Raw genomic sequence first — 22922 nt, forward strand, 5'->3', positions numbered from 1 at the left:
CGCGGGGCGGCGCCGGAGCGCACGGCTGTCAGGCGCCCGTGAAGTGTTCTCGTACGAGTGATTCCACCACCGGCAGGTCCTGGGCGATCAGGGCCTCCAGGAGCGCCAGGTGTTCGGCCGCGTCGGCCACCAGGTCGGCCCGGCGCACGGCGGGGGCGCCCAGCAGGGGCCACTGCGCCCGCCGGTGCAGGCCGGCCGCGATGTCGACGAGCTGGGCGTTGCCGGACAGGGCGAGGACCGCGCCGTGGAAGGCGCGGTCCGCCTCCGCGTAGGCCGCCGGGTCGCCCCCGGCAGCCGCCGCCGTGGCCGCCTCGGCCAGCGGGCGCAGCGCGCGCCACTGGCCGGGGGCGACCGTGCGCGCCAGCGCGAGCATGGTCGGCACCTCGATCAGTGCCCGTACCGCGGCCAGGTCGGCTAGGTCCGACGCGGCGCGCGCGGTGACCCGGAAGCCCCGGTTGGGGACCACCTCCACCGCGCCTTCCAGGACGAGTTGCTGCATGGCCTCGCGGACCGGGGTGGCCGACACGCCGAAGCGGGCGCCGAGCGCCGGCCCCGAGTAGACCTCGCCGGGGGCCAGTTCGCCGCTGACCAGGGCGGTGCGCAGGGCTGCCAGGATCTGTCCGCGCACGGAGTGCCGCACCAGACGCGGCGCGGCGGGCCTGCGGGACGGGTCTCCGTGGTCGCCGTGGGGGTGGTCGCCGTGGCCGCCGTGGGGGTGATCGCCCCGGGCGCTGCCGTCGCGGCCCTGGCCGGCCCACTGCCCGGGAACCCGCTCCGGGGCGTGCGGACGCGCCGCCGGGGCGTGCCCTCGGGGCTGCTCCACCTGGTCCACCTCCGTTGTGCGCGCGTCTGTCCGTGTGCAGCAGCCTAGGGCCTGTCCGTCGGCGCAGGCCGGACAGGCCCCCAGGTGGCGGGCCCTTCAGTTCAAACCTCCCGTTGATCGGGTAAGGTAAGGCTTACCTGCACACGACCCGTGATTCGATTCGGTGGTCCCCTGCATGACCGTCTCCGCTCTGCTCCGCTCCCGTACCGCCGCTTCCCCGGTGGCGGAGGCCTACGCGCGCCTCCACGAGGTCTTCCCCGGCCTGGTCGTACGGGAGCCCGCGGACGGCGGATGCGTCCCGCGCGGCGGCGGCTGGGTGGGTGCGGACGAGCTCGCGGCCGGCGGTCCGGCCCTGGACGCGTTCCTGGCGTGGGACGACGCCCAGGTGCTGCGCGACTACAAGCAGCGGGCCCGCCCCGACGTGATCGCCAGCTTCGCCCTGCACCGGTACGCCTGGCCCGCCTGTTTGCTGGTGACCGTCCCGTGGTTCCTGCACCGCCGGGTGCCCCGCGTCCCCGTCGCGGACGTCGCCTTCCAGCGGGCGCGGGGCCGGATGGCCGTACGGGTGAAGGACTTCGCGTGCCTGCCGGACGATCCGGCCGCCGCACTGCCCGGCGCCCGCGTCGTGGCGGACGAGGAAGCCCTCCGGGCGGAGGTGCGGGACGCGCTGGCGGAGCACCTGGAGCCGGTGCTGGCCGGTTTCGGGCCGCGGATGCGCCGGCGGTCGCACGCGCTCTGGGGCATGGCCACGGACGAGATCGTCGAGGGCCTCTGGTACGTGGCGCATCTGCTCGGCGAGGAGCAGCGGGCCATGACGGAACTCGAACTGCTGCTGCCCGGCGCGACGGCGCCGTACCGCGCCTCCGCGGGCTTCCGCGAGCTGACCGGTCCGAACGGCGAGAAGCTGCCCACCAGGGACCGCGCGGCCTGCTGTTTCTTCTACACCCTGCGCCCCGAGGACACCTGCGTGACCTGCCCCCGGACCTGCGACGAGGACCGGGTGCGGAAGCTGCTCGCGGAGCCCGTAACCTCCGGCTGATCGCCACGCCACCCGTGCGGGTGGCGCTATTCGAACTCAACTCGGCCCACCAGAGCGGGGGTTCGAGTTTTTGCCCCTCATCCGCATGGTGCGGAGTCCCGTTGGCGTTCTCTTGTCCCGAATCCCCTTGTGCTCCTGGCGAGGTGGGCCAATATGTCGCCGAAACGCACTGGGCGCGATCCGCGGTCCGGCCGCAAGCGCTGACGCAAAGGGACTCCGCAATGAGAATGACCGACATATCGCTGGACTGGCTGCTTCCTGGCGTCGTGATGATCGCGGGTGTCCTGGCAGCGGTCGCGGTAATCGCGCGCGGCAAGCGGGCGGGCCAGAAGGCCGCCGGGTCCCAGGAGGACTCGTGGGAACGCAGCGAGGAGCGGCGCAGAAGGAAAGAGGCCTTCTACGGAAGTGCTTCCTACGTCCTGCTGTTCTGCTGTGCCGCGGTCGCCGCCGCCCTGTCCTTCCACGGGCTGGTCGGCTTCGGACAGCAGAACCTGAACCTGACCGGAGGCTGGGAGTACCTGGTCCCGTTCGGCCTCGACGGCGCGGCGATGTTCTGTTCCGTGCTCGCGGTGCGGGAGGCCAGCCACGGCGACGCGGCGCTCGGCTCGCGACTGCTGGTGTGGACGTTCGCCGGGGCCGCCGCCTGGTTCAACTGGGTGCACGCGCCCAGGGGGTTCGGGCACGCGGGCGCACCGCACTTCTTCGCCGGGATGTCGCTCTCCGCGGCCGTCCTCTTCGACCGGGCGCTCAAACAGACCCGGCGGGCGGCGCTGCGCGAGCAGGGTCTCGTCCCCCGCCCGCTGCCGCAGATCCGGATCGTACGGTGGCTGCGGGCACCCAGGGAGACCTTCGGGGCCTGGTCGCTGATGCTGCTGGAAGGCGTACGGACGCTGGACGAGGCGGTCGACGAGGTGCGCGAGGACCGGCGCCAGAAGGAGCAGAACCGTCTCCGCAGGCGGGAGCACGAGAAGCTGGAGCGGGCCCAGTTGAAGGCCATCAACCGGCAGCACCGTGCCTGGGGGCGCCACCGCAACGGCCGCCAGGTCGACGTCCCCGCTCTGGGGGCCACTGGATCGGGCTCCGCGCCGCATGCCGTCGCGGAGCCCGCCATAGCAGAACCCGGACAGCTGCCGCTTCGCTCCCGGCCCTCCCTCCAGGCCGTGAAAGGCGCTGGGAACAAGGGAGTTGACGCGAGAACGGTCGATCTGACCGCCGAGGACGACACCCAGGCCCTGCCCAGGCTCGACTCGTTGGAACAGAAGCTCAAGGACCTCGAGCAGCAGTTCGGTTAGCCGAGCAGCGGGTCCGCCCGCGCGCAGAGCGGCGGGGGCCCGGACCGGTCAGGCACCGGCCGGGCCCCCGTCGGGTCGGGCACCTGCTGGACCCCCGTCCCGTCAGTTACCGGCTGGGCCCCCGTCGATTTCGAACCACACCACCTTGCCGAGGTCGCCGCCCAGCATCCGGATGCCCCAGGCGTCGGCGAGCCCCTGCACCAGGAAGAGGCCACGGCCGTGCGTGCCCTCGTCGCAGTCCGCGAGCAGCGGCTCCGGGAGCCGCTCCAGGTGGTCGCGCACCTCCACGCGCAGGACCGTCCGGTGCAGTGTCGCCGTCAGCTCCGCTTCCCTCGCGGTGTGGATGAGCGCGTTGGTCACCAGTTCACTGGTGAGCAGTTCCGCGACGTCCGCGCAGCCCGGGCGTCCCCAGTGGCGCAGCAACTCGCGTAGTGCGTGCCGCACTTCGGGCACGGCGGACAGGTCCGCCCTGCCCAGCCGGCAGCGCAGACCGGGTGCTTCCCGGCCTGTCGTGCCCTTGCCCTCGGTGCCTGTCGTCGTCCGTCCGCCGACGGCCCCCGTACTGCCTGCCCTCGCGTCTCCCGACGCCGGGCGGCCGTGTGCGGCCGGCCCCGCCCGGCCCGGCTGCTGTCCCGTCATAACCCCCACCCACACCCCGGTTCGGTCCCTTCTGCCTCGGACTCCGTCCAGAAGTGGATGCCCCGCTCACAGCGCCGCACGCGTGTCCGGCGGGTAGGGCGTACGGACCGGGCGGCACGTTTCGCCCCTTCGCCCGATGGGCGACTGCCGTTCTGGGCGTACCGCATGCGGGGCGGCCTCGGGGACGGCGCCCGTTCTGCGGGACGGGCGTCTCAGGGACGCGGCACGTTCCGCAGGTTGGAGCGGGCCATCTGGGCCATCCGGCCGACCCCGCCCTCCAGCACGATCTTGCTCGCGGACAGGGCGAAGCCGCTGACCATGCCGGCCTTGATGCGCGGCGGGATGGAGAGCGCGTTCGGGTCGGTGACGACGTCGACGAGGGCCGGGCCCCTGTGCCGGAAGGCGTCCTTGAGCGCCCCGGCCACGTCCTTGGGCTTCTCGACCCGCACCCCGTGCGCCCCGGCGGCGCGGGCGATGGCCGCGAAGTCGGTGGGGTGGTGGCTGGTGCCGTACGAGGGCATGCCGTCGACCAGCATCTCCAGTTCGACCATGCCGAGCGAGGAGTTGTTGAAGAGGACGACCTTCACCGGCAGGTCGTACTGCACCAGGGTGAGGAAGTCACCCATCAGCATCGAGAAGCCGCCGTCGCCGGACATGGAGACGACCTGCCGCTTGCGGTCGGTGAACTGGGCGCCGATGGCCTGCGGGAGCGCGTTGGCCATGGAGCCGTGCGAGAAGGAGCCGATGACGCGGCGCTTGCCGTTGGGTGTGAGGTAGCGGGCCGCCCAGACGTTGCACATACCGGTGTCGACGGTGAACACCGCGTCGTCGTCCGCGAGTTCGTCCAGGACCGAGGCCACGTACTCGGGGTGGATCGGGGTGTGCTTCTCGACCTTGCGGGTGTACGCCTTGACGACCCCGTCGAGCGCGTCGGAGTGCTTCTTGAGCATCTTGTCGAGGAACTTGCGGTTGCTCTTGGCCCGCACCCGCGGGGTCAGACAGCGCAGCGTCTCACGCACGTCGCCCCAGATCGCCAGGTCCAGCTTGGTGCGCCTGCCCAGGTGCTCGGGGCGTACGTCGATCTGCACGGTCCGTACGTCGTCGGGCAGGAAGTCGGTGTACGGGAAGTCGGTGCCGAGCAGGATCAGCAGATCGCACTCGTGGGTGGCCTCGTAGGCCGCGCCGTAGCCGAGCAGACCGCTCATGCCGACGTCGTACGGGTTGTCGTACTGGATCCACTCCTTGCCGCGCAGGGCGTGCCCGACCGGGGACTTGATCCGCTCGGCGAACTCCATCACCTCGGCGTGCGCACCGGCCGTGCCGGCCCCGCAGAAGAGGGTGATCTTTTCGGCGTCGTCGATGAGCTGTGCCAGTTTGGCGACCTCGTCCTCCCCCGGCCGCACGGCCGGGCGGGAGGTGGCGAGGGTGAGTTCGGCGCCGCCCTCGCTGACCGGCTCGCCCGCCACGTCGCCGGGGAGGGTGACGACGCCGACGCCGCTGCGGCCGATCGCGTGCTGGATCGCGGTCTGCAGGACCCGCGGCATCTGCTTGGGGCTGGAGATCAGCTCGCTGTAGTGGCTGCACTCCTGGAACAGCTGCTGCGGGTGCGTCTCCTGGAAGAAGCTGGTGCCGATCTCGCCGGACGGGATGTGCGAGGCCAGCGCGAGGACCGGGGCGGCCGAGCGGTGGGCGTCGTAGAGGCCGTTGATCAGATGCAGATTGCCGGGGCCGCAGGAGCCCGCGCAGGCCGCCAGCTTGCCCGTGACCTGGGCTTCGGCGCTCGCGGCGAAGGCCGCGGTCTCCTCGTGCTTGACCTGGATCCAGTCGATGGAGCCATTGCGCCGGATGGCGTCGACGACGGGGTTGAGGCTGTCGCCGACCACTCCGTAGAGGCGCTGCACACCCGCCTGGACGAGTGTGTCGACGAACTGCTCCGCCACCTTCTGCTTGGCCATGGCCGGGTCACACCTCTCGGGACGACAATCACACTGACTGTCTCCCGACTTTCCCATAAACCACGGAATATGCACTTATTGCTCCCAGGTGGCCACCGCCGTCCTGTCGTCCGCGTACCCCTTGGCGCGCAGTGTCACGTCCGCGAGGAAGGCGGCGAGGCCCGGCGGGTCCTGTCCGGCCCAGCGGGCGGCCAGTTCGTCGGCGAGGGCTTCCTCGCCTCGCAACGGCTCCGCCAGACCCGCGCTGCACAACAGCAGCGTGTCACCCGATCGGGCCACCGAGGCCCGGAACCGGAAGGGGGAGCCAGGCGGGGCAGTATCCACGTGCGGAGAGGGGGGTGTGGTGATGTTGAGGTCCATGGTGAGCCGGTCGCCCTGCGGGTTTTCCTCGGGGTCCTCCGCCGTGGACCCCGGCCCGCCGTCCACCGGCGCGCCGGACAGGTTGCCCGGTACGGCGCCGAAGCCGACGACCGGAGCGCCGATGAGCGCGCCGGGGCTGGGCTCCGGAGGCTCGATGTCCTGCCAGACGCCCTCCCTGAGCCGCAGCAGGCTGCCTTCGCCGACACCGAAGAAGATCCGGTTGCGGCATTCCGGGTCGGTGGACAGGAGCAGACAGCGCAGGTCGGCGGTGTACTCGTCCGGCTGCAGGCCGAGTTCGGCGGCGCGGGCGCGCAGTTTGCCGTAGGAGCGGTCGGTGAGGCGGTGCAGTCCCGACTTGAGGTCGCCGCGGCGGCCGGCCCGGATGTCCTCGGCGAGCCGTGCGTGGCTGCGGCCGACCGCGCCCGCGATCCACCGGCAGGCCTCGCCCGCGGCGAGGTGCGCCCCCTCGGCGGCGCGGGCACCGCTGGCGACGGCGACGAGCACGAGCCCGTGCACCCCGTCGCCGAACCGCGCGGTGAGGAGTGCGTCGCGGCGCGGCTCGCCCCGGAACCGGGCCGAGTCACCGCGCACGGAGGCCGCGCGCAAGGTGTACGAGCCGTACCGGGCCCCGTCGAGCACGGTGTCGGGGACGAGGGCCCCGAGGTCGGCCGGGTCGGCGGGTGCGAGGGCGGTCGGCTCGGCGTCGTAGGTGGGCGGGCCGTCACCGACGTGGGTGGCGGTGGGGGGGCGGGAACCGCCGGTCGGGCCGCTTTCCCAGGCGGGGAAGGCGGTGGGGAGCGGCGGAACGTCGCGGAGGTTGGCCTCCGCAGCCGCGTTCGCCGCCTTCGGTACGTCGGCCGTCCTCGGCACGTTCGCGGCCCTCGGTACGTCGGCCGCCCTCGGTACGTCGGTCCTCCTCGGCACGTCCGCCGCCTTCGGTACGTCGGTCCTCCTCGGCACGTCCGCCGCCTTCGGTACGTCGGTCCTCCTCGGCACGTCCGCCGCCCTCGGCACGTCCGCCGCCCTCGGCACGTCCGCCGCCGTCGGTACGTCCGCCGCCGTCGGCACCTTCTCCTCCCCCGGAGCCTCGGGGGCCGGCGGCCGTGCGGGTTCCTCGCGTTTGCCCGCTCCGCCGACGGGGTGATGCTCCGGGCCGGCGGGTTCGAAGGGTTCAGCGGGATCGAGGGGTTGGGCGGGGCCGAAGGTGCCGGAAGGGAGGGGGGTGGCGGGTTCGGTCGGTTCGTCCCAGAGGCGGCGGGTGCGCCGTCCGCCGCCCGCACGCCGGGGGTCCGGGGCGCCCGGCGGCCCGGGAGGAGCGGGGGGAGGCCCCCAGGTCGCGGTCCCGGACAGCGGTGGCGGAGGTGCGGGCGGCTCGTCCGCCGTGCTCTCCGAGGAACTGGCGGCGCAGTCGGCGACCGCCTCGTCGCGGGCTCCGCCCTCCGGGGAGGCCTTCCCCCGCCGGGGGGCCGGCAGCCACGCGTCCCACCCCTGGGTGGCCGTACGAGAGGCCTCCGGAGAAACGGAGCGCGGGTCGGGGCGGGGATCGGGACCGGGAGTGCGGGGCGGGGTGCCGGCGGGCGGCGGCTCCCAGGGGGCCGGGCCACGCGCGGCGCCGGAAGGTCGGGCCCCGTCCGGGGGCGGTGGAGCCTCCGGGAGCGGAGGCGGGAGCGGTGCCCGGCCCGGGAGCGGTGCCGGACCGGAATCCCAGGGCGTGCCCGAGGGGTTCGCAGGATCGGAGGCACGCGGTGATCCGGGGGCCGGGCCCGGCTCCTGGCCCTGCGGCATGTCTCGGGCCAAACCCCGTTCCTGCCGGACGTCTCGGGCCGGGCCCGCGTCCTGGGCCCGCGCCGGGTCCGGGGTCCACGTCGCTTCCGAAGCCCATGTCGCGGCCGCCGGCCACGCCGCCTCCGAGGCCCAGGTCGCGTCCGCGGGCCGCGCCGGGTCGGGGTCCGGGGTGGGCGGGGAGTCCGGAGACCTGGAGGGCCGCGGCGAGGTGGTCGTGTTCCAGGCCGAATCCCGCACTGTGCCCCAGGCGGGGTCCTCGTCCCTCTCCCAGGACGACTCCCCAGCCATGGGGGTCTCCGGGGCCCTCCCCGGGTCCGCGTCGGCGGGCCACTCGGGGGGCCTGCCCGTGGTTCGGCCCGGGTCCGCGTCCGCATCCCGCCCCGGAGCCCTGCCCGTGGTCCGGCCCGGACTCCCGTCCGGATCCCGCCCCGGGCCCCTGCCCGTGGTCCGGTCCGGGCCCTCGCCCGCGGGCCTCCCCGGGCCCCTCTCCGTGGCCCGGCCCGGGGACGTGCCCGAAGGAGGAGGCGGGGGCGGCGGGGGCGTGTCCGGTGGGGGCGCGGTGAGTGGGGTCGAGTCGAAGTGGTCGTCCAAGGTCTTGCCCGTAGGTGCCGGGCCGGTGTCCGTGGTGGACTCGTCGTACAGCCGGTCCCACCAGTCGTCCTCGGCGTCTCGGCGCCGCTCCCCCTGCTGACTCATGCCCCTATTGTCCACCGCTGAGGCGATTCGGAAACGGGGCAGGAGCGAAAAAATGGTCCGCCGGGCAGCCCCACCCCCCACGGGAAGGACACCCGGCGGACCGTTTCGTGACCGGCGTACGCCTGTCGTGCGGCTGGCCGTTGGGCTAGCGCACGTCGTACGCGCGGGTCACGAGCTGGGTGACGGAGTTGCCGCGCGAGTCCGTCAGCTCGGTTTTCAGGGTGACTTGCCTGCCGGTGGCACCGGCGTGGTCGACGGTGGCCGTCCAACTGCTGCCCGCCGCCTCTGTGCTGGCGTCCTGCCAGGTCCTGCCCTCGTCGTAGGAGTAGGACAGCCGGGCTTCCCTGATCGCTCCGGGGGTGTGGCCCGCGTGCCCGGAGAGGGACAGGGTGATCTGCTGGCCATCCTTGGCGGGGAGGGTCTTCAGGCCGTCCTCCGGGAGCGCGTAGCCGGGGAAGAGGATCGGGAGCGGTGTGGAGGCGGCGCTCTCGTCGAGCTGCGAGGTGAACCTCCAGCTGGTGGTGACGCCCGTCGAGCGCTTCCAGTCCCTGGCCGGGGAGCCGATCTTGGTGATGCGCTGGGTGAGTTCGTACGCGGCCCGGTCCGCGGGAACCTCGAAGGCGCCCTTCGGCCAGCTGCTCTCGCCGACGACTTCGCCGTCGCGCGTGAGCACGAGCGAGCCGATGTCGCCGAAGCTGCCGGGGACTGCCCAGTGTTCGCGGTCGCCCCACATCGCGGCGTCGAACCCGATCCAGTTGCCCTGGCGTTCGGCGACCAGGACGGGCTTGTCCTGGGTGTCGCGCGGGGCGGTGGGGGCGATGACGCCGCCGTACCAGTTCTCGGTGAGGCGCTGGCCGGCGCGGAACTTCCGGTCGGGCGAGACCATCAGCTCACCGAACGGGAAACTGCTGCCGACGTAGCGCCCCCAGGCGGACCCGTCGGCGGGGTACAGCTCGGTGCGCGTGCCGGGGACCGGAACCGGGTCCACGAGTGCGGAGATCACGACGCGGGAGCCGCTCGGGCGCAGTGCGGAGACCGAGTCGACGAAGTCCCCGGGCACCCCCATCGCCCGGTAGCCGGACTGGACCGACGCCAGCCTGCGGTCCGACATCCCGTACGTACGGGGCGACTTGACCGGTCCCGCCTCCTGGAAGCCGAGGTTGTAGACGTAGGGGCTGCGCGCGGTGGCCTGCCAGTCCACGGTGACCTTGCCCCGGGCGAGGCGGGCCTTGAGGTCCTTGGCCTCGGCGGCGGGCACGGCCAGCAGCGGGAGGGCACCGGAGCCGAATCCGGCACTCGGGTACCAGGTGCCCGCGGACGGGCGGTGGGCCAGCACGGCGACGGCGCCCTCGGCGCGGGCGGCCTGGGCGACGGCGCCCAGGGAGGTTTCGCTGTCCGGCGCTTCGACCAGGGCGATGCTTCCCTTGACGCCCGCGGCCTTCAGCTCCGCGGGGGTGCCTCTGCCCGCGTCGGCGAGCGGGGCGGTGCCCCTGCCGTCGAGGTTGACGGAGCCGACGGGGCCGACCGAGGCGTGCAGGGCGGGACCGCCGGTGACCTGGAAGCGGCTCAGCAGCGGGGCGTACGCGCGCCAGTAACTGCCGAACTCGAACTCGCCCTCCGCGGCGCGGCCCTGCACGTCGGCGTAATAGTCGGCGACACCCCGGCCCGCGCTGAGGGTGCCGGAGTGCCTCCAGGTGTCCTTCCAGGACCGCTCGAAGGCGAGGGTGGTGCTGCGTGTCTCGCTGGGGCGGTCGGTGCGCACGCTCAGTTTGTGCGCCTTGCGGGCGTCGAGGACGACGGTGGTGTCCTTCTTGAGCTCCAGCTGCGGGTGGGCCAGGTAACTGAGCGACCGGTAGGCCCGGCCGGTGCCGTCGTCCGGGTCGCGCGTGCCGACGTAGGCGGAGAGGAAGTACGAGCCGGGGCGGACCTCGTAACGCTGCTCCGCGCTCCCGTTGTTGGGCCGGCTCTCGCCCTGTTCGTCGTCGGTGCCGATCACGTCGAGGGTGCTCACGCCGTCGGCGGGCCTGCCCTCGCGGTCGATCACCTTGACGCGCAGGGTGACGGTCTCGGGCTGTACGTAGAGGGAGAAGGGGGTGGAGACGGTGCGGGAGCCCGCTGCCGTGGCCAGCACGCGGCCTGTGACGTCGCCGTACTGGGCGCGCTCGATCCGGGCGGCGGGGTCGAGCGTCAGCGGCACCTTGACGGTGGTGCCGGCCGGGACGGTGACGCGGTTCTTGCCGAGCGTCGCGATCCTGCTCCGGAGGCGGGAACCGTCGTTGCCGGTGAGCTGCTGGACCTTGAGGTCGAGCGTGACGGCCGTGCCGGAGGTGTTGGTGTACGGCAGGTCGACGGTGGTGCGGTCGCTGCTGTGCTGGGGCCACGGGAACGTGCCGCCCTGCACGGCGGGCGCGCCGGTGACGTCGGCGTCGAGCGCGGCCTTCACGTCGAGCCGGCCGCCACCGGTCTCCCGTACGTCACCGGGGACCTGCTCGGCGGAGGAGACCAGGGCCGCCTTGACCTGCTGGGCGGTCCAGTCGGGGTGGGCCTGCCTGACGAGGGCCGCCGCGCCCGCGACGTGCGGCGTCGCCATCGACGTACCGGACATGGAGCGGTAGGCGTGCACCCCTCGGCCGCCCGCCGCGGCGGCGGAGATGGCGACGCCGGGGGCGGCGATCTCGGGCTTCAGGGTGTGGACGCCGACGGTCGGGCCGCGGCTGGAGAACTGCGCGGTGGTGTCGTCGCGGTCCACGGCGCCGACGGTGAGGACGCCGGGTGCGCAGCCGGGCGAGGAGACGGAGTTCAGCCGCGGGCCCAGGTTGCCCGCGGCCACCACGAAGAGTGTCCGCGTGCTCTTGGAGAGTTCTTCGGCGGCCGTGCTCATCGGGTCGGTGCAGTCGGTCGGCTCCTGGCTGCCCAAGCTCATGGAGACGACGTCGGCCCGCTGGTCGACGGCCCACTGCATGCCCGCGATGATCCAGGAGGCGGCGCCCGAGCCGCTGTCGTTGAGGACCTTGCCGTTGAGGAGCTGGGTGCCGGGGGCGACGCCCTTGTTCTTGCCGCCGCTCGCCGCTCCTGAGCCGCCGACGGTGGAGCCGGTGTGCGTGCCGTGGCCCTGGGCGTCGCCGGTGCCGGCGGAGTCGGTGAAGTTGTGGGCGGCGGCGATCCGGCCCTTGAGGTCGGGGTGTTCGGCGTCGGCTCCGGTGTCGAGGACGGCGACCTTGGTGCCCCTGCCGTCGATTCCGGCGGCCCACGCGGACGGCGCGTTGACCTGTTTCGTGGACCGGTCGAGGTGTGCCGTGACCTTGCGGTCGAGCCACAGCTTGGACAGGCCGGCGGCGGCCCGGGAACGGGTGGTGGTGACGTCCGCCCAGAAGTCGGCGGCCTTCGCCTTGTCGGCCTTGAGGGCGAGGCCGCCGACGGCATCGAGGACCGGGCCGCGGGTGGCGGCGCGCGGGGTGGGCGGCAGGGCGCGGGCGACGTTCACCGACGTGTCGTACACCGCGATCAGCGGCAGGGACTTCGTCGAGGCGTCGTCGTACCCCTGCCGGATCAGACCGGAGACGTTGAAGAGTTCCCGGTCGACGCGGCCGGTGGCCAGGGCCTTGGACGCGGCCTCGGGGAAGACGTAGAGGTCAGGCCTGCCGCCCTTGCCGGTGCTGGAGGTACGGGTCTGGATGAGGGGCAGCGTGCCGTCCTCGCGGGGCAGCGCGGCGGCCGCGTCCGGGCCCGGGCCCCCTTGGCTGACCTGGACCCTGTCGCCGGTGACCAGGGTGACGACGACGGTCCGCGGCTGCGTGCCGCGCGCCTTCGCGCTCCCGGTCAGCGGTCGCTCCGCGGCGGCCGGGTTCGCGGGCGCGGGGGCCGCCGCGGTCGGGGTGACCGCGGTGGCAGTGAGGACGGCGGCGGCGGCCGCCCCCCACGCCGTGCGCGATAGGCGCGGTCTCGGACGCATGCTGCTCCCCAAGTCGGTTCGGCCCACGGGTTGCCGGCCGGTGGCGAAACAGTGGCAGAGGGGCGGGTGGTGCAGGGATGATGTCGTGAGGCGGGTTTGTGCCGTGACTCATTCCCGCCAGCCGTGTGTGCTGGGTGGGGGTTCGTGGGGGCCGGGTACCGGTCCGCCCCGTGTGCGGGAGGGTGAGTGCTGAGGTGCTGGGTGCGATAGGGCTGGACGAGGCGCAGGAGGCGGCCTACCGGACGCTCGTCACGCTCGGGGCAGCCGAGGTGTCCGACCTGGCGCACCGGTTGTCCGCCGGGGAGGCCGAGACGGAGCGTGCGCTGCGGAGGCTGGAGCGTCAGGGGCTGGCGGCCCAGTCGTCGTCGGGTACGGCGCGCTGGGTGGCGGCCCCGCCGGGGGTGGCGCTGGGGGCCCTGCTCACCCAGCAGCGGCACGAACTGGAGCAGGCGGAGCTGGCGGCCGTGCTGCTGGCGGAGGAGTACCGGGCGGAGTCCTCGCAGCCCGCGGTGCACGACCTGGTGGAGGTCGTGCAGGGGGCGAGCGCGGTGGCCCACCGGTTCGCGCAGTTGCAGCTGGGCGCGGCGCAGGAGGTGTGCGCGCTGGTCACCGGGCAGCCGGTGGCCGTGACCGGGATCGACAACGTGGCCGAGGAACGGGCGTCGGCGCGCGGGGTGCTCTACCGGGTGGTCCTGGAGCGGGAGGTGCTGACGCTGCCGCGGGGCGTGGTGGAGCTGACGGCGGCCCTGGCGCGGGACGAACGCGTACGGGTGGTGGACCGGGTGCCGACCAAGCTGGTCGTCGCCGACCGGACCCTGGCCATGGTCCCCCTGACCAGCAGGGACGCCGAGCCCGCCGCCCTGGTGGTGCACGCGAGCGGGCTGCTGGAGTCGCTGATGGGCCTCTTCGAGGCCGTGTGGCGCGAGGCCAGGCCCGTCCGGCTGGGGGTCTCACCCGGTGAGTTCGTCGAGGACGGCGAGTTCCCGGACGGCCTGGACCTGCGGATCCTCTCCCTGCTGCTGGCCGGTCTCACGGACGCGAGCGTGGCGAAGCAGCTGGAGCTGGGGCTGCGCACGGTACAGCGCAGGGTGAAGCGGCTGATGGAGGTGGCGGGGGTGAGTACGCGGTTGCAGCTGGGGTGGCATGCGTACGAGCGGGGGTGGGTGGAGCGGTAGGACGGGCGCGGACGCCGGGCACTCGGAGGAGCACCGGCAGTGCCCGTGGTGCCGGTGGGGCGCGGCACGGGTGCACGCGGCCGGGCGGCCGTCGGTGCCGGGGGGCGGACGGGGGTGCCTGTTCGGTGCTGCTCAGGTGGCGGACGCGGGCGCAGACTCGGTGCTGCTCAGGTGGCGGATGCGCGCGCCGGTTCGGCCCTGCTCAGGTGCGGGAGGTGGACACGGCGGCCGGTTCGGTGCTGCTCGGGAGGCGGACGCGGGCGCACGGCCGTCACGGCCGGCGGCGGACGCGGGGGCACACAGCCGTCACTGCCACGGACGCGGGCGCACGGCCGTCACTGCCGGGATGCCCACGCGGGCATCGGCTCGGTGCTGTTCAGGTGCCTGGTGGCGTACGAGCGCCACGGCCGTCGGCCCTCGTCGTCCGGTCCGTCGGGCAGGGCCACGTCCGGGTCCCCGAGCGCGCGCATCCGGATCAGGGCCACGGTGTGCGCGTCCACCCCGGGCACGGCGTCGAGCGCCCGCGCCGCCTCCTCCCGGTCGGCTCCCGCGTCGAGCCGTACGGTGCCGTCGGTCAGGGCGGCGGCCAGTGGTCCCACCTCCGGGTCGCCGGTCAGCACGCCCGGCAGGGGGAAGAGCCGGTCCAGCGTCCCGCACGGTTCGGGCAGCGGTTCGCCGTACGTCTCGACGAGCGCGGTGGCCCGCTCCCGGCCCGCCATGATGCGTACCGCCATTTCCTCCGGATCGGCGGCACCCGGCGAGCGCAGCCCGGGGGCCGACTCGACGAGGGGGGCCAACCGGGGGTCGGCGCCGAGCCGTTCGTCGACCGCGTACGGATCGGCGTCCAGGTCGAAGAGGCGGCGCAGGCGCTGGACGGCAGTGGTGAGGTCGCGCAGATCGGTGAGCCCGATCCGGGCCTCCAGCCAGCCGGGGTGCGGGGCCTCGTCGACGGAGGCGACGCCGGTGCCGTACGGCAGCCGCAGGGTGCGCCGGTAGGTGCGGGCCCCCGGTTCGCCGAGTATCTCCTCGATGCGGGGCACGGCGTCGCGGGCCAGCAGGTCGAAGACCTGGCGGGCGGCGTAGGGGCCCCGGTAGGCGAGGCGCAGGGGGATGCCGGCGGTGGGACGGCCGGTGGTTCCGGCCGCCGGGCGCGTACCGCTGGGACCGGTGGGGCCGGCTGCCCGCCCGCGGGCTCCCGACGCGGCGCCGGTGCCGCACCTGGCCAGGCCGGTGGCGCTCTCGGCGCGGAGTTCGCTGGGGGTACGGGCGTAGATCCGCCGCACCGTGTCGTTGAACTGCCGGACGCTGGCGAAGCCCGAGGCGAACGCGATCTCCGTGATGGCCAGCCGGGTGGTCTGGAGCAACACCCTTGCGGTGTGGGCGCGTTGGGCGCGCGCGACGGCTACTGGGCCCGCCCCCAGCTCGGCGGTCAGCTGGCGCTGCACCTGCCGTGCGCTGTAGCCGAGGCGGCCCGCGAGACCCGGGACGCCCTCACGGTCGACGACGCCGTCGCCGATCAGCCGTACCGCCCGGCCGACGACATCGGCACGCACGTTCCACTCCGCCGAGCCCGGCACCGCGTCCGGGCGGCAGCGCCGGCAGGCCCGGAAGCCGTTCCCCTGGGCCGCCGCGGCCGTGGGGAAGAATCGCACGTTCACGCGCTTGGGTGTGACCGCGGGGCAGCTCGGGCGGCAGTAGATGCCGGTGCTCGTCACGGCGAAGAAGAACACTCCGTCGAATCGGGCGTCCCGGCTGCTCACGGCCTGGTACCGGGTGTCCTCGGGTGGGGTCATACACCCCAGTGTGCGCCGCGCCCTCACGCAGGGCTCGCGGGATTCGGACATCGAGCGGCGGGTGCTCGCCGCGTGCGGTAGGGGGCTGCGGTGCACTGTGGGGCGGTGACCCTATGGGGCGATGGGCCGCTTCTCGCCGCGACCGTCAATGCCGCAGCCCGCCGCTCGACCGTCAATGCCGCAGCCCGCCACTCGGCCGTCACTGCCGCAACCCGCCGCTCGGCCGTCACTGCCACTGCCCGCGGCGACCGTCATGGCCGCTTCCCGCCGCCACCGCCCTCGCCGCTGTCCTCCTGGCTCCCGCCGCCGTCCCGCATGCGGAGGTACGCGTCGAGTGCCGCGGCCCCGGCCAGCATCGCCCGCCCGCGTGCGGACAGCCTGCCGTGCCAGTCGCCCAGTGCCGCCTCCAGGGGTTCGAGTCCACCGGCCGTCCGTACCTGTGCGATCAGCGGGGCGATCTGCTCCAGCAGGTAGCCGCCGCGCCTGAGTTGGTGGGCCAGCCTGGCGTCCCGTACATCGGCCTCGCCGTAGACGCGGTACCCGGTCACCGGGTCGCGGCGTGGGCTCACCAGCCCGGCGCGCTCCCAGGCGCGCAGGGTCGCGGGCCGGATTCCGAGCTGCGCGGCCAGTGGTCCGACGAACACGCCGCCCGCCCCGGGCACCACGGCCGGTCCTGCCTCCGTGGCCGGCCCCGCTCCGTCCGGTGCGGAGGGGCCCAGGTCCGCCAGGGCGTTCTCCACCGCCCGCAGGGTCCGCCGGTCTTGGAGGAGCTGGGCGTGGCTCTCGTCGACGAGGCGGAACGCCTCCTGGTCCGCACCCTCGTTCACCGCCCGCATGACGAAGGCCGCCGTGCGGTGCCCGTGGCCGGGAATCAGGGCGAGGAACGCGTCGAGAGCTCCCGCGTGCAGCGAGTGGTAGGTGCGGTAGCCGTGGGCGGTGCGTGCGGCGGGCGGCAGGATCCCGGCTTCCTCGTAGTTGCGGACCGCCTGGGTGGACAGGCCGTGCCGACGTGCCAGATCGACCGGCCTGAGCCGTCCACCGCTTTGAAGCTTTTGGCTCATGAGGCCCCTGATCTCACACAAAAGTTTCCACCGAAGGTTCAACGATACCGTTGAAGGCATGGCAGCTGACATCAAGGAATCCACCCGCCCCTTCGAGGCCTCCGCCGTCCTGGACCTCCTCTCCGTCAAGCCCCGGCTGCTCGCCCTGGGCGAGCCCACACACGGCGAGGACACCCTGCTCGCGGTGCGCAACGAGCTCTTCCGGCAGCTTGTCGAGCAGGAGGGCTACCGGACGGTCGCGATCGAGAGCGACTGTCTGCGCGCCCTGGCCGTCGACGCGTACGTCACTTCGGGCACCGGCACCCTCGACGAGGTCATGGCGCAGGGCTTCAGCCATGAGCTCGGCGCCTCCGCCGCCAACCGCGCACTCGTGCGCTGGATGCGCGCCTTCAACGAAGGACGCCCCAGCGCCGACCACGTCCGCTTCGCCGGATTCGACGGCCCGTTGGAGATCACCGCCGCCGCGAGCCCCCGGCAGTCCCTCACCGCGCTCCACGACCTGCTCGCCGCCCGCCTGGAAGCCGACCTGCTCCCCTGCACGGCCGAGACGCTCGACCGGCTGCTCGGCGCCGACGACCGGTGGACCGACCAGGCCGCGATGATGGACCCGGCCAGGTCCGTGGGGCGGTCGGCCGACGCCGGGGAACTGCGGCTGGTCGCCGACGACTTGACGGCGCTGCTCGACGCGCGGTCGCCCGAGCTGACCGCGGCGGTCTCCGGGGACGACTGGGAACTGGCCCGGCTGCACGCGCGCACCGCTGCGGGACTGCTCCGCTACCACGCCGCGATGGCCGATGCCTCTCCGGCACGCATGTCACGGTTGTGCGGGCTGCGGGACCTGATGATGGCCGACAACCTGCTGGCTCTCGCCGCACGGGGGCCGGTACTCGCCCACGCCCACAACTCCCACTTCCAGCGGGAGCGGAGCTCGATGCGGATGTGGCAGGGGCCGGTGGAGTGGTGGAGTGCGGGCGCGCTGGTGAGCGAACGCCTGGGCGAGGAGTACGCCTTCCTGGCGACGGCGCTCGGCACGATCCGGCACCGGAGCGTGGACGCCCCGCCGCCGGACACCCTCGAAGGGCTGCTGTGCGCGCTCCCCCAGGAGCGCTGCGTCGTCGACACCCGGCTGCTGGCCGACGCCCTCGGCGCCGCGCGGCCCGCCCGCCGCGTCTCGCCCTGGTTCGGCTACGCCCCGCTGGACCCGGACCACCTGGCCTCCTTGGACGGGCTGGTGTTCGTGAGGGACGTCCCGCAGAGCTGACGGTCGCCCGGAGGCGTGCCGGGCCGGCCCGGCGGGGGTGGTTCTTCCCCGTTCCCCGTACACGTGTCGCCGGTACGTATATCAAGGAGGCACGGGGCCGTACGTGGCGGCGTACGGTCCCGTGCCCGCCGGGCCCGCTAGCGGGCCCGGGCGCCGCGCTTGGCCGCGTAGTTGTACCGGCCCTCGGCGGCCTTCTGCTTCCAGTCGCGCCGGATCTCGCCGCGCAGCCGCGCGTCCGTCTTGGCGACGATCCGCTCGTTCTCGCGGATCAGCTTGCGCCAGCTCTCCAGCCGGCGCTCGGGCAGCGTGCCGTCCTCGATGGCGGCGAGCACCGCACAGCCGGGTTCGGCGACGTGACCGCAGTCGTGGAAGCGGCAGTCCTGGGCCAGCTCACGGATTTCGGCGAAGACTTGACCGACTCCCGTCTCGGAGTCCCAGAGCCCGACACCGCGCAGGCCGGGAGTGTCGATGAGCACTCCCCCGCCGGGCAGCACCAGCAGGTTGCGGGTGGTCGTGGTGTGCCGGCCCTTCCCGTCGACGTCCCGGATGGCCTGCACCTCCATCACGTCGGCCCCGCACAGGACGTTGGCCAGGGTGGACTTGCCCGCTCCTGACACCCCGAGCAGGGCGCTCGTACCGCTGGAGACGACGGCCGACAGCACGTTGACGCCGTCCCCGGTCGCGGAGCTGACGGGGATCACCTGGACGCCCGGCGCGGTGTTCTCGACGTCCTCGACGAGGTACGAGAGACCGGTGGCGTCCGGCACCAGGTCGGCCTTGGTGAGGACGACGAGCGGCGTCGCACCGGACTCCCAGGCCAGGGCCAGGAAGCGTTCGATCCTGCCGAGGTCGAGCTCGACGGCGAGCGAGACCGCGATGATCGCGTGGTCGACGTTGGCGGCGAGGATCTGGCCCTCGGACCGCGCGGAGGAGGTGGACCGCACGAACGCGGTGCGGCGCGGCAGCAGTGCGCGGATCAGCTGTGGGTCACCGGCGGGCTCGAGTGCGGCCCAGTCGCCTGTGCAGATGACGCGCAGCGGGTCGTGCGGGGTGACCAGGGCGGTGTCCGCGCGGACGATGCCGTCGGCGGTGGCGACATCGGCCTGGCCCCGGTCCACCCGTACCACCCGGCAGGGCAGCAGCCCTTGTGCGGCGTACGGGGCGAACTCGGCTTCCCAGCCCGCGTCCCACCCGTACGGGGCGAGCGGGTGCGTGACGGAAGCCGCGGAAGCTTGGTGGAGCGAAGAGAGCGAAGAGGAAGACAAGGTGGGGCCCTTCAAGGCAAAGGGTGGCCCCGGCGACGCGCACGAAGGCGCGGAACTAAGGAGTGGTCAGCCGGTGGCCACAGAGGTGGGGACGATGAACTCCTGAATGCGGGCAGCGCCCGTCACCGTGACAGTCATCAATGTCCTCACCTCCTGCTTCTCCTCAACGAACCAACACCGTTCCCTCGGGATCGGATGAGCAGAACCATAACCCTGCCCCGGTCACGGCACCACCGGTTAAATGCGGGGCGACTCGCGCTGCCCGCGTTGCCCGCCCCGTTCGCTGTCCGCCCTGTCCGCCCTGTCCGCGCGCAATCTTGTGCAGTTGGCTGTGGGCTGACACTCTCTGGCTGTGATCGCTGCGAGCGCGTCATCAATCGTTACGAGCGCGTCATCGACCGAGGTGGACTCCGGCATGTCCGCCTGGTGGGTGCGCGGCCTTCACCCCGCCGAACTGCCGTGCAGGGAAAAGCCGGAGTGGGCGGAGTTCGCCGAGACGGTGCTTGCCGGGATGCCGGCGCAGCCGTCCGCGCCGGGCGGTGACCTGCCGGGAACGAGTGGGTTCGCGGCCGTTCTCGCGCCGTTCGCCGATCTGGCCGGGACGCGGCTGACTTCGGCGGTCGGCTGCTTACCGGTCGAACTCGCTTCTGTCGTGGGCGAGTTCAAGGGCCGACTGGCCGCGACGTTGGGGTGGCTGGCGGCCCGGACGCTGGTCCTGGAGCTCCATGTCGCCAGAGTGGGCGGGCACCTCTCGGGCGACACGGGCTCAGAGCGCTTCCGTTCCTTTCTCGGTACGGTCTCGACCCGGACCGGAATGGCCGCGCTGCTCAGCGAATACCCGGTACTGGCAAGGATCTTGGCCCAGAGCTGTGTCCACTCCGCCGCCGCGCTGGCGGAGCTCCTCGGCCGGTTCGGCGCCGACCGCGCCGAGCTGGTGGCGAACCTGCTGCACGGCGTCGACCCCGGGCTGCTCGTCGCGGTCGACCGGACGGCCGGCGACGGGCACCGGCGCGGGCGCAGCGTCGCGGTACTGCGCTTCGCCGACGGCACGCGGGTGGTGTACAAGCCGCAGCCGATCGGCGCACACCGGCACTTCAACGAACTGGTCGGCTGGTTCAACGCCCGGCCCGGGACGCCCGGGCTGCGGACGCTGGCCCTGCTGGACCGGTCCGACTACGGCTGGGTGGAGTACGTCTCCCCCGAGCCCTGCACCACGGGCACGCAGCTGGAGCGCTTCTACCACCGCCAGGGCGCACTGCTCGCCCTGGTCCATCTGCTGGACGCCACCGACCTGCACTTCGAGAACCTGATCGCGTGCGCGGACCAGCCCGTCCTGGTCGACGTCGAGACCCTCTTCCACCCGCCCGGTCCGGTGGCGGCAGGGGAGGATCCGGAGGAGGACCCGGCGGCGCTCGCACTGACCGCATCGGTGCTCAGGACGGGCCTGTTACCACATCTGCTGGTCGGGGACGAGACGGCTCTGGACGCCTCCGGCCTGGGCGGAGACCCGGGCGGCCGGTCGCCGGTGGAGACGGTGGACTGGGCGGCTGCGGGCACCGACGAGATGCGGCTCGTCCGCCGGGCCGGTGCGCTGGGCGGCGCCGCGAACCGCCCCCGGCTGGACGGCGTGGACGCCGACCCCGAGACGTACACCGAGGCGCTGCTCGCCGGGCTCCGCGCCGGGCGGCGCGCGATCCTGGAAGGCCAGGACGAACTGCTGGGCGAGCACGGCCTGTTGCAACGGTTCGCCGACGACGTGGTGCGGGTGGTGGCGCGGGACACCCAGCTGTACGCGACGGTACTGAGCGAGTCGACCCACCCCGATGTCCTGCGGGACGCGGCCGAACGGGACGCGGTCCTGCGGCTGTTGGGGACGGACGCCCTCGGTGACCCGGGTTGGCCGCTGGTCCTGGAGGACGAGATCGCCGAGTTGTGGGAGGGCGACATCCCACTGTTCACCGCCAGGCCCGCAGCGGTGGACCTGTGGAGCGGTACGGGCCGTCGGCTGCCCTGCGCCCTTGAACGCCCCGGTCTGGACCGCGTGGCCGACCGGCTCCGCGCGATGGACCGGGACGTGACCGAAAGCAACAGCGCTGGCAGCCCCGGCAGTCAGGACGGCCTCGGCAGTCAGGAGTGGATCGTCCGGGCGGCGATGGCGAGCCGGTCCACTGCCCCCGCCCACGGGACCGGTACGCCGATCGCGGAGTCGGCTACGCAGCGGGCCGCCGGACCGGGGGCGCGGATCGTCGCCCCCCGTGACCGGCTGCTCGCCGCCGCCCGGGGCATCGCGGACCAGCTGCTGGGCCGGGCCCATCACGGCCCTGCCCGGACGAACTGGCTCGCGCTGGAACTGCTCGGCGACCGGTACTGGCGGGTCGGCGCCGCAGGCGCCGATCTGGCGGGTGGCTACCCGGGGCCGGCTGTCTTCCTGGCCGACCTGGCCATGCTGACGGGAGAGTCCCGCTACGCGGAGGCGGCCCTCCGGGTGCTGCGGCCGGTGCCGCACCTGTTGGACCGGCTCGCGGCGCGGCCCGAGCAGCTCGGCGTGGTCGGGTCGGGGGGTTTCGCGGGTCTGGGCGGCATCGTCTACGCCCTCGCCCGGGTGGCCACAGGGCTGGACGATGCCGAGATACGTGACTGGATCGCGCCCGCGACGGCCCTCACGGTCGCCGCCGCCGAGGCGGAGGACACGCAGGGGGTCCGCGACGGCACCGCCGGCGGGCTGGCCGCGCTGCTCGCCGTGCACCGGATCACGGGCACGGCCGAGTCCCGGCGGGCTGCCGAGGTGTGTGCGGCCCGGCTGCTCGGGGGGCCGTTGCCCCCGACGTCCGGCTTCGCGGCGGGTGCGGCCGGGGTGGGCTGGGCGCTGCTCGGGTTCGCGGCGGCCGGGGGCGGAGCCCGGTACGAGCGGGCCGGCACGGCCGCACTGCGGTCAGCGGTGGCGGGGACGGCGGCGGCGCGCGCCGAGGGGGGGTCCGGGCTCTCGTGGTGCGAGGGCCTGCCGGGTGTCGCGCTGGCGCTGGCCGACAGCCCGGCCGCGAGGGCGGACCCCGCGTGGGCCGCGGCCGTCGAGGACGCCGTCCGGCTGGTCGCCTCGGTGGGCCCGCTGCCCGGTCACAGCCTCTGCCACGGTGAACTCGGCGTCCTCGAACTGCTCGGCGCCGCGCCCGGCCACGAGGCCGGCCGGGTGCTGGCCCGCCGGACCGGTGCTCTGCTGGAGTCTCTCGACCGGCACGGTCCCCGCTGCGGCACACCCGCCGCCCTGCCCACCCCGGGCCTGCTGACCGGCCTTGCCGGGATCGGCCACGGTCTGCTGCGGCTGGGCTTCGCAGACCTCACCGCTTCGGCGCTGCTCCTGCGGCCGCCGACTTCTGAACGTCCGTCGTATCCGACGGCGCAACCCTCCGGAAAGGTAGACCTGTCCTCATGAAGGCCAACGATTCTGTGCAGTCATGGAAGCAGCCGGGCACGCGGTCCGGCACCGCGGTCGATCACCCGGCCGGTGAGATCGTGCTGCGCGCGGGCGGCGGTCTCGGGCGCCGTTCCGAGCTGCTGGGCGCGTACCGGAGTGCCGCTCTCACGCACCCGTGGCCGACCGTGACCGTTCCCGTGGCGCCCGACGGGGAACGCGTGTAAGCAGGAGCGGCCGGCCCGGTGGCGGCCGTCTTGGAAGGTCCACCGGTGACCGGCCGACGACGAGCCGGTGAACTGTGCTCGAACCGGCGAAACCGTGGTGGCAGAACCATGAGGGTGGGGTGGCAGGGGATCCGGCGCGCCCGTCGCGCGGTGCCGGGTCCTCTGTGGGACATGCTGCTGGACGCTGCCG

Annotated in this window: 15 protein-coding genes; 7 read left to right on the forward strand and 8 right to left on the reverse strand. The window is 73.7% G+C overall.

The window, feature by feature from the left end; translation table 11 throughout:
- Positions 1 to 28: 28 nt before the first annotated feature.
- Positions 29 to 832, reverse strand: a complete 804-nt coding sequence (locus ACFWVV_RS11680) for a GntR family transcriptional regulator (protein ID WP_384346536.1) — start codon at positions 830 to 832, stop codon at positions 29 to 31.
- 166 nt (positions 833 to 998) lie between these two features.
- Between ACFWVV_RS11680 and ACFWVV_RS11685 the strand changes: the two genes are divergently transcribed.
- Together ACFWVV_RS11685 and ACFWVV_RS11690 are read left to right on the forward strand one after the other, a co-directional pair.
- A complete protein-coding gene (locus ACFWVV_RS11685) occupies positions 999 to 1862 on the forward strand; it encodes a (2Fe-2S)-binding protein (protein WP_384346533.1) in 864 nt (287 codons plus the stop codon).
- A 221-nt stretch (positions 1863 to 2083) separates the two neighbouring features.
- Positions 2084 to 3154: a DUF2637 domain-containing protein gene (locus tag ACFWVV_RS11690; protein ID WP_384346530.1), complete on the forward strand. Its 1071-nt coding sequence runs from the start codon at positions 2084 to 2086 to the stop codon at positions 3152 to 3154.
- A 102-nt stretch (positions 3155 to 3256) separates the two neighbouring features.
- Here ACFWVV_RS11690 and ACFWVV_RS11695 read toward each other — a convergent pair whose 3' ends face one another.
- From ACFWVV_RS11695 to ACFWVV_RS11705, 3 genes are all read right to left on the reverse strand, one after another.
- On the reverse strand, positions 3257 to 3793 hold the full coding sequence (locus tag ACFWVV_RS11695; protein ID WP_384346527.1) for an ATP-binding protein: 537 nt from the start codon (positions 3791 to 3793) through the stop codon (positions 3257 to 3259).
- Positions 3794 to 4005: 212 nt separating this feature from the next.
- Positions 4006 to 5748, reverse strand: coding sequence for a pyruvate dehydrogenase (locus tag ACFWVV_RS11700; protein ID WP_384346524.1), 1743 nt, complete (start codon positions 5746 to 5748; stop codon positions 4006 to 4008).
- A 75-nt stretch (positions 5749 to 5823) separates the two neighbouring features.
- Positions 5824 to 6978, reverse strand: coding sequence for a protein phosphatase 2C domain-containing protein (locus ACFWVV_RS11705; RefSeq protein ID WP_384346521.1), 1155 nt, complete (start codon positions 6976 to 6978; stop codon positions 5824 to 5826).
- Here ACFWVV_RS11705 and ACFWVV_RS11710 point away from each other — a divergent pair.
- Positions 6926 to 7252 (forward strand): hypothetical protein, encoded by a 327-nt coding sequence (locus tag ACFWVV_RS11710; protein WP_384346518.1) that lies wholly within the window; start codon positions 6926 to 6928, stop codon positions 7250 to 7252. The genes ACFWVV_RS11705 and ACFWVV_RS11710 overlap by 53 nt on opposite strands.
- A gap of 1482 nt (positions 7253 to 8734) precedes the next feature.
- Here ACFWVV_RS11710 and ACFWVV_RS11715 read toward each other — a convergent pair.
- On the reverse strand, positions 8735 to 12541 hold the full coding sequence (locus ACFWVV_RS11715) for a S8 family serine peptidase (RefSeq protein WP_384346515.1): 3807 nt from the start codon (positions 12539 to 12541) through the stop codon (positions 8735 to 8737).
- 194 nt (positions 12542 to 12735) lie between these two features.
- Here ACFWVV_RS11715 and ACFWVV_RS11720 point away from each other — a divergent pair, with 194 nt between their 5' ends.
- Positions 12736 to 13716 carry a helix-turn-helix domain-containing protein gene (locus ACFWVV_RS11720; RefSeq protein ID WP_384346810.1) on the forward strand — a complete coding sequence of 327 codons (981 nt, stop codon included), beginning with the start codon at positions 12736 to 12738 and terminating at the stop codon, positions 13714 to 13716.
- Positions 13717 to 14051: 335 nt separating this feature from the next.
- Here ACFWVV_RS11720 and ACFWVV_RS11725 read toward each other — a convergent pair whose 3' ends face one another.
- Both ACFWVV_RS11725 and ACFWVV_RS11730 read right to left on the reverse strand, forming a co-directional pair.
- Positions 14052 to 15509 (reverse strand): DNA-3-methyladenine glycosylase 2 family protein, encoded by a 1458-nt coding sequence (locus tag ACFWVV_RS11725; RefSeq protein ID WP_384346512.1) that lies wholly within the window; start codon positions 15507 to 15509, stop codon positions 14052 to 14054.
- Positions 15510 to 15760: 251 nt separating this feature from the next.
- Entirely contained in the window at positions 15761 to 16570 is an 810-nt protein-coding gene (locus ACFWVV_RS11730) for a TioE family transcriptional regulator (protein ID WP_384346509.1), read from the reverse strand.
- Positions 16571 to 16628: 58 nt separating this feature from the next.
- On the opposite strand from ACFWVV_RS11730, the gene ACFWVV_RS11735 reads away from it, so the two are divergent.
- Positions 16629 to 17831 carry an erythromycin esterase family protein gene (locus tag ACFWVV_RS11735; protein ID WP_384346506.1) on the forward strand — a complete coding sequence of 401 codons (1203 nt, stop codon included), beginning with the start codon at positions 16629 to 16631 and terminating at the stop codon, positions 17829 to 17831.
- A gap of 137 nt (positions 17832 to 17968) precedes the next feature.
- Here the strand turns inward: ACFWVV_RS11735 and rsgA are convergent, their stop codons facing one another.
- On the reverse strand, positions 17969 to 19096 hold the full coding sequence (rsgA, locus tag ACFWVV_RS11740; protein ID WP_384346503.1) for a ribosome small subunit-dependent GTPase A: 1128 nt from the start codon (positions 19094 to 19096) through the stop codon (positions 17969 to 17971).
- Positions 19097 to 19511: 415 nt separating this feature from the next.
- On the opposite strand from rsgA, the gene ACFWVV_RS11745 reads away from it, so the two are divergent.
- Together ACFWVV_RS11745 and ACFWVV_RS11750 are read left to right on the forward strand one after the other, a co-directional pair.
- Entirely contained in the window at positions 19512 to 22526 is a 3015-nt protein-coding gene (locus ACFWVV_RS11745; RefSeq protein ID WP_384346500.1) for a type 2 lanthipeptide synthetase LanM family protein, read from the forward strand.
- Entirely contained in the window at positions 22523 to 22732 is a 210-nt protein-coding gene (locus ACFWVV_RS11750) for a hypothetical protein (RefSeq protein WP_384346498.1), read from the forward strand. Before ACFWVV_RS11745 ends, ACFWVV_RS11750 begins: the two co-directional genes overlap by 4 nt.
- Positions 22733 to 22922: the final 190 nt, after the last annotated feature.

The organism is Streptomyces sp. NPDC058663, assembly GCF_042716745.1.
Lineage (GTDB): Bacteria > Actinomycetota > Actinomycetes > Streptomycetales > Streptomycetaceae > Streptomyces.

Bases quoted from the DNA above. Each gene is read 5' to 3' on its own strand.
- ACFWVV_RS11735 (WP_384346506.1), top strand. From the start codon at position 16,629: ATGGCAGCTGACATCAAGGAATCCACCCGCCCCTTCGAGGCCTCCGCC.
- ACFWVV_RS11725 (WP_384346512.1), bottom strand. From the start codon at position 15,509: ATGACCCCACCCGAGGACACCCGGTACCAGGCCGTGAGCAGCCGGGAC.
- ACFWVV_RS11695 (WP_384346527.1), bottom strand. From the start codon at position 3,793: ATGACGGGACAGCAGCCGGGCCGGGCGGGGCCGGCCGCACACGGCCGC.
- ACFWVV_RS11750 (WP_384346498.1), top strand. From the start codon at position 22,523: ATGAAGGCCAACGATTCTGTGCAGTCATGGAAGCAGCCGGGCACGCGG.
- ACFWVV_RS11700 (WP_384346524.1), bottom strand. From the start codon at position 5,748: ATGGCCAAGCAGAAGGTGGCGGAGCAGTTCGTCGACACACTCGTCCAG.
- ACFWVV_RS11745 (WP_384346500.1), top strand. From the start codon at position 19,512: ATGTCCGCCTGGTGGGTGCGCGGCCTTCACCCCGCCGAACTGCCGTGC.
- ACFWVV_RS11690 (WP_384346530.1), top strand. From the start codon at position 2,084: ATGAGAATGACCGACATATCGCTGGACTGGCTGCTTCCTGGCGTCGTG.
- ACFWVV_RS11685 (WP_384346533.1), top strand. From the start codon at position 999: ATGACCGTCTCCGCTCTGCTCCGCTCCCGTACCGCCGCTTCCCCGGTG.
- ACFWVV_RS11730 (WP_384346509.1), bottom strand. From the start codon at position 16,570: ATGAGCCAAAAGCTTCAAAGCGGTGGACGGCTCAGGCCGGTCGATCTG.
- ACFWVV_RS11715 (WP_384346515.1), bottom strand. From the start codon at position 12,541: ATGCGTCCGAGACCGCGCCTATCGCGCACGGCGTGGGGGGCGGCCGCC.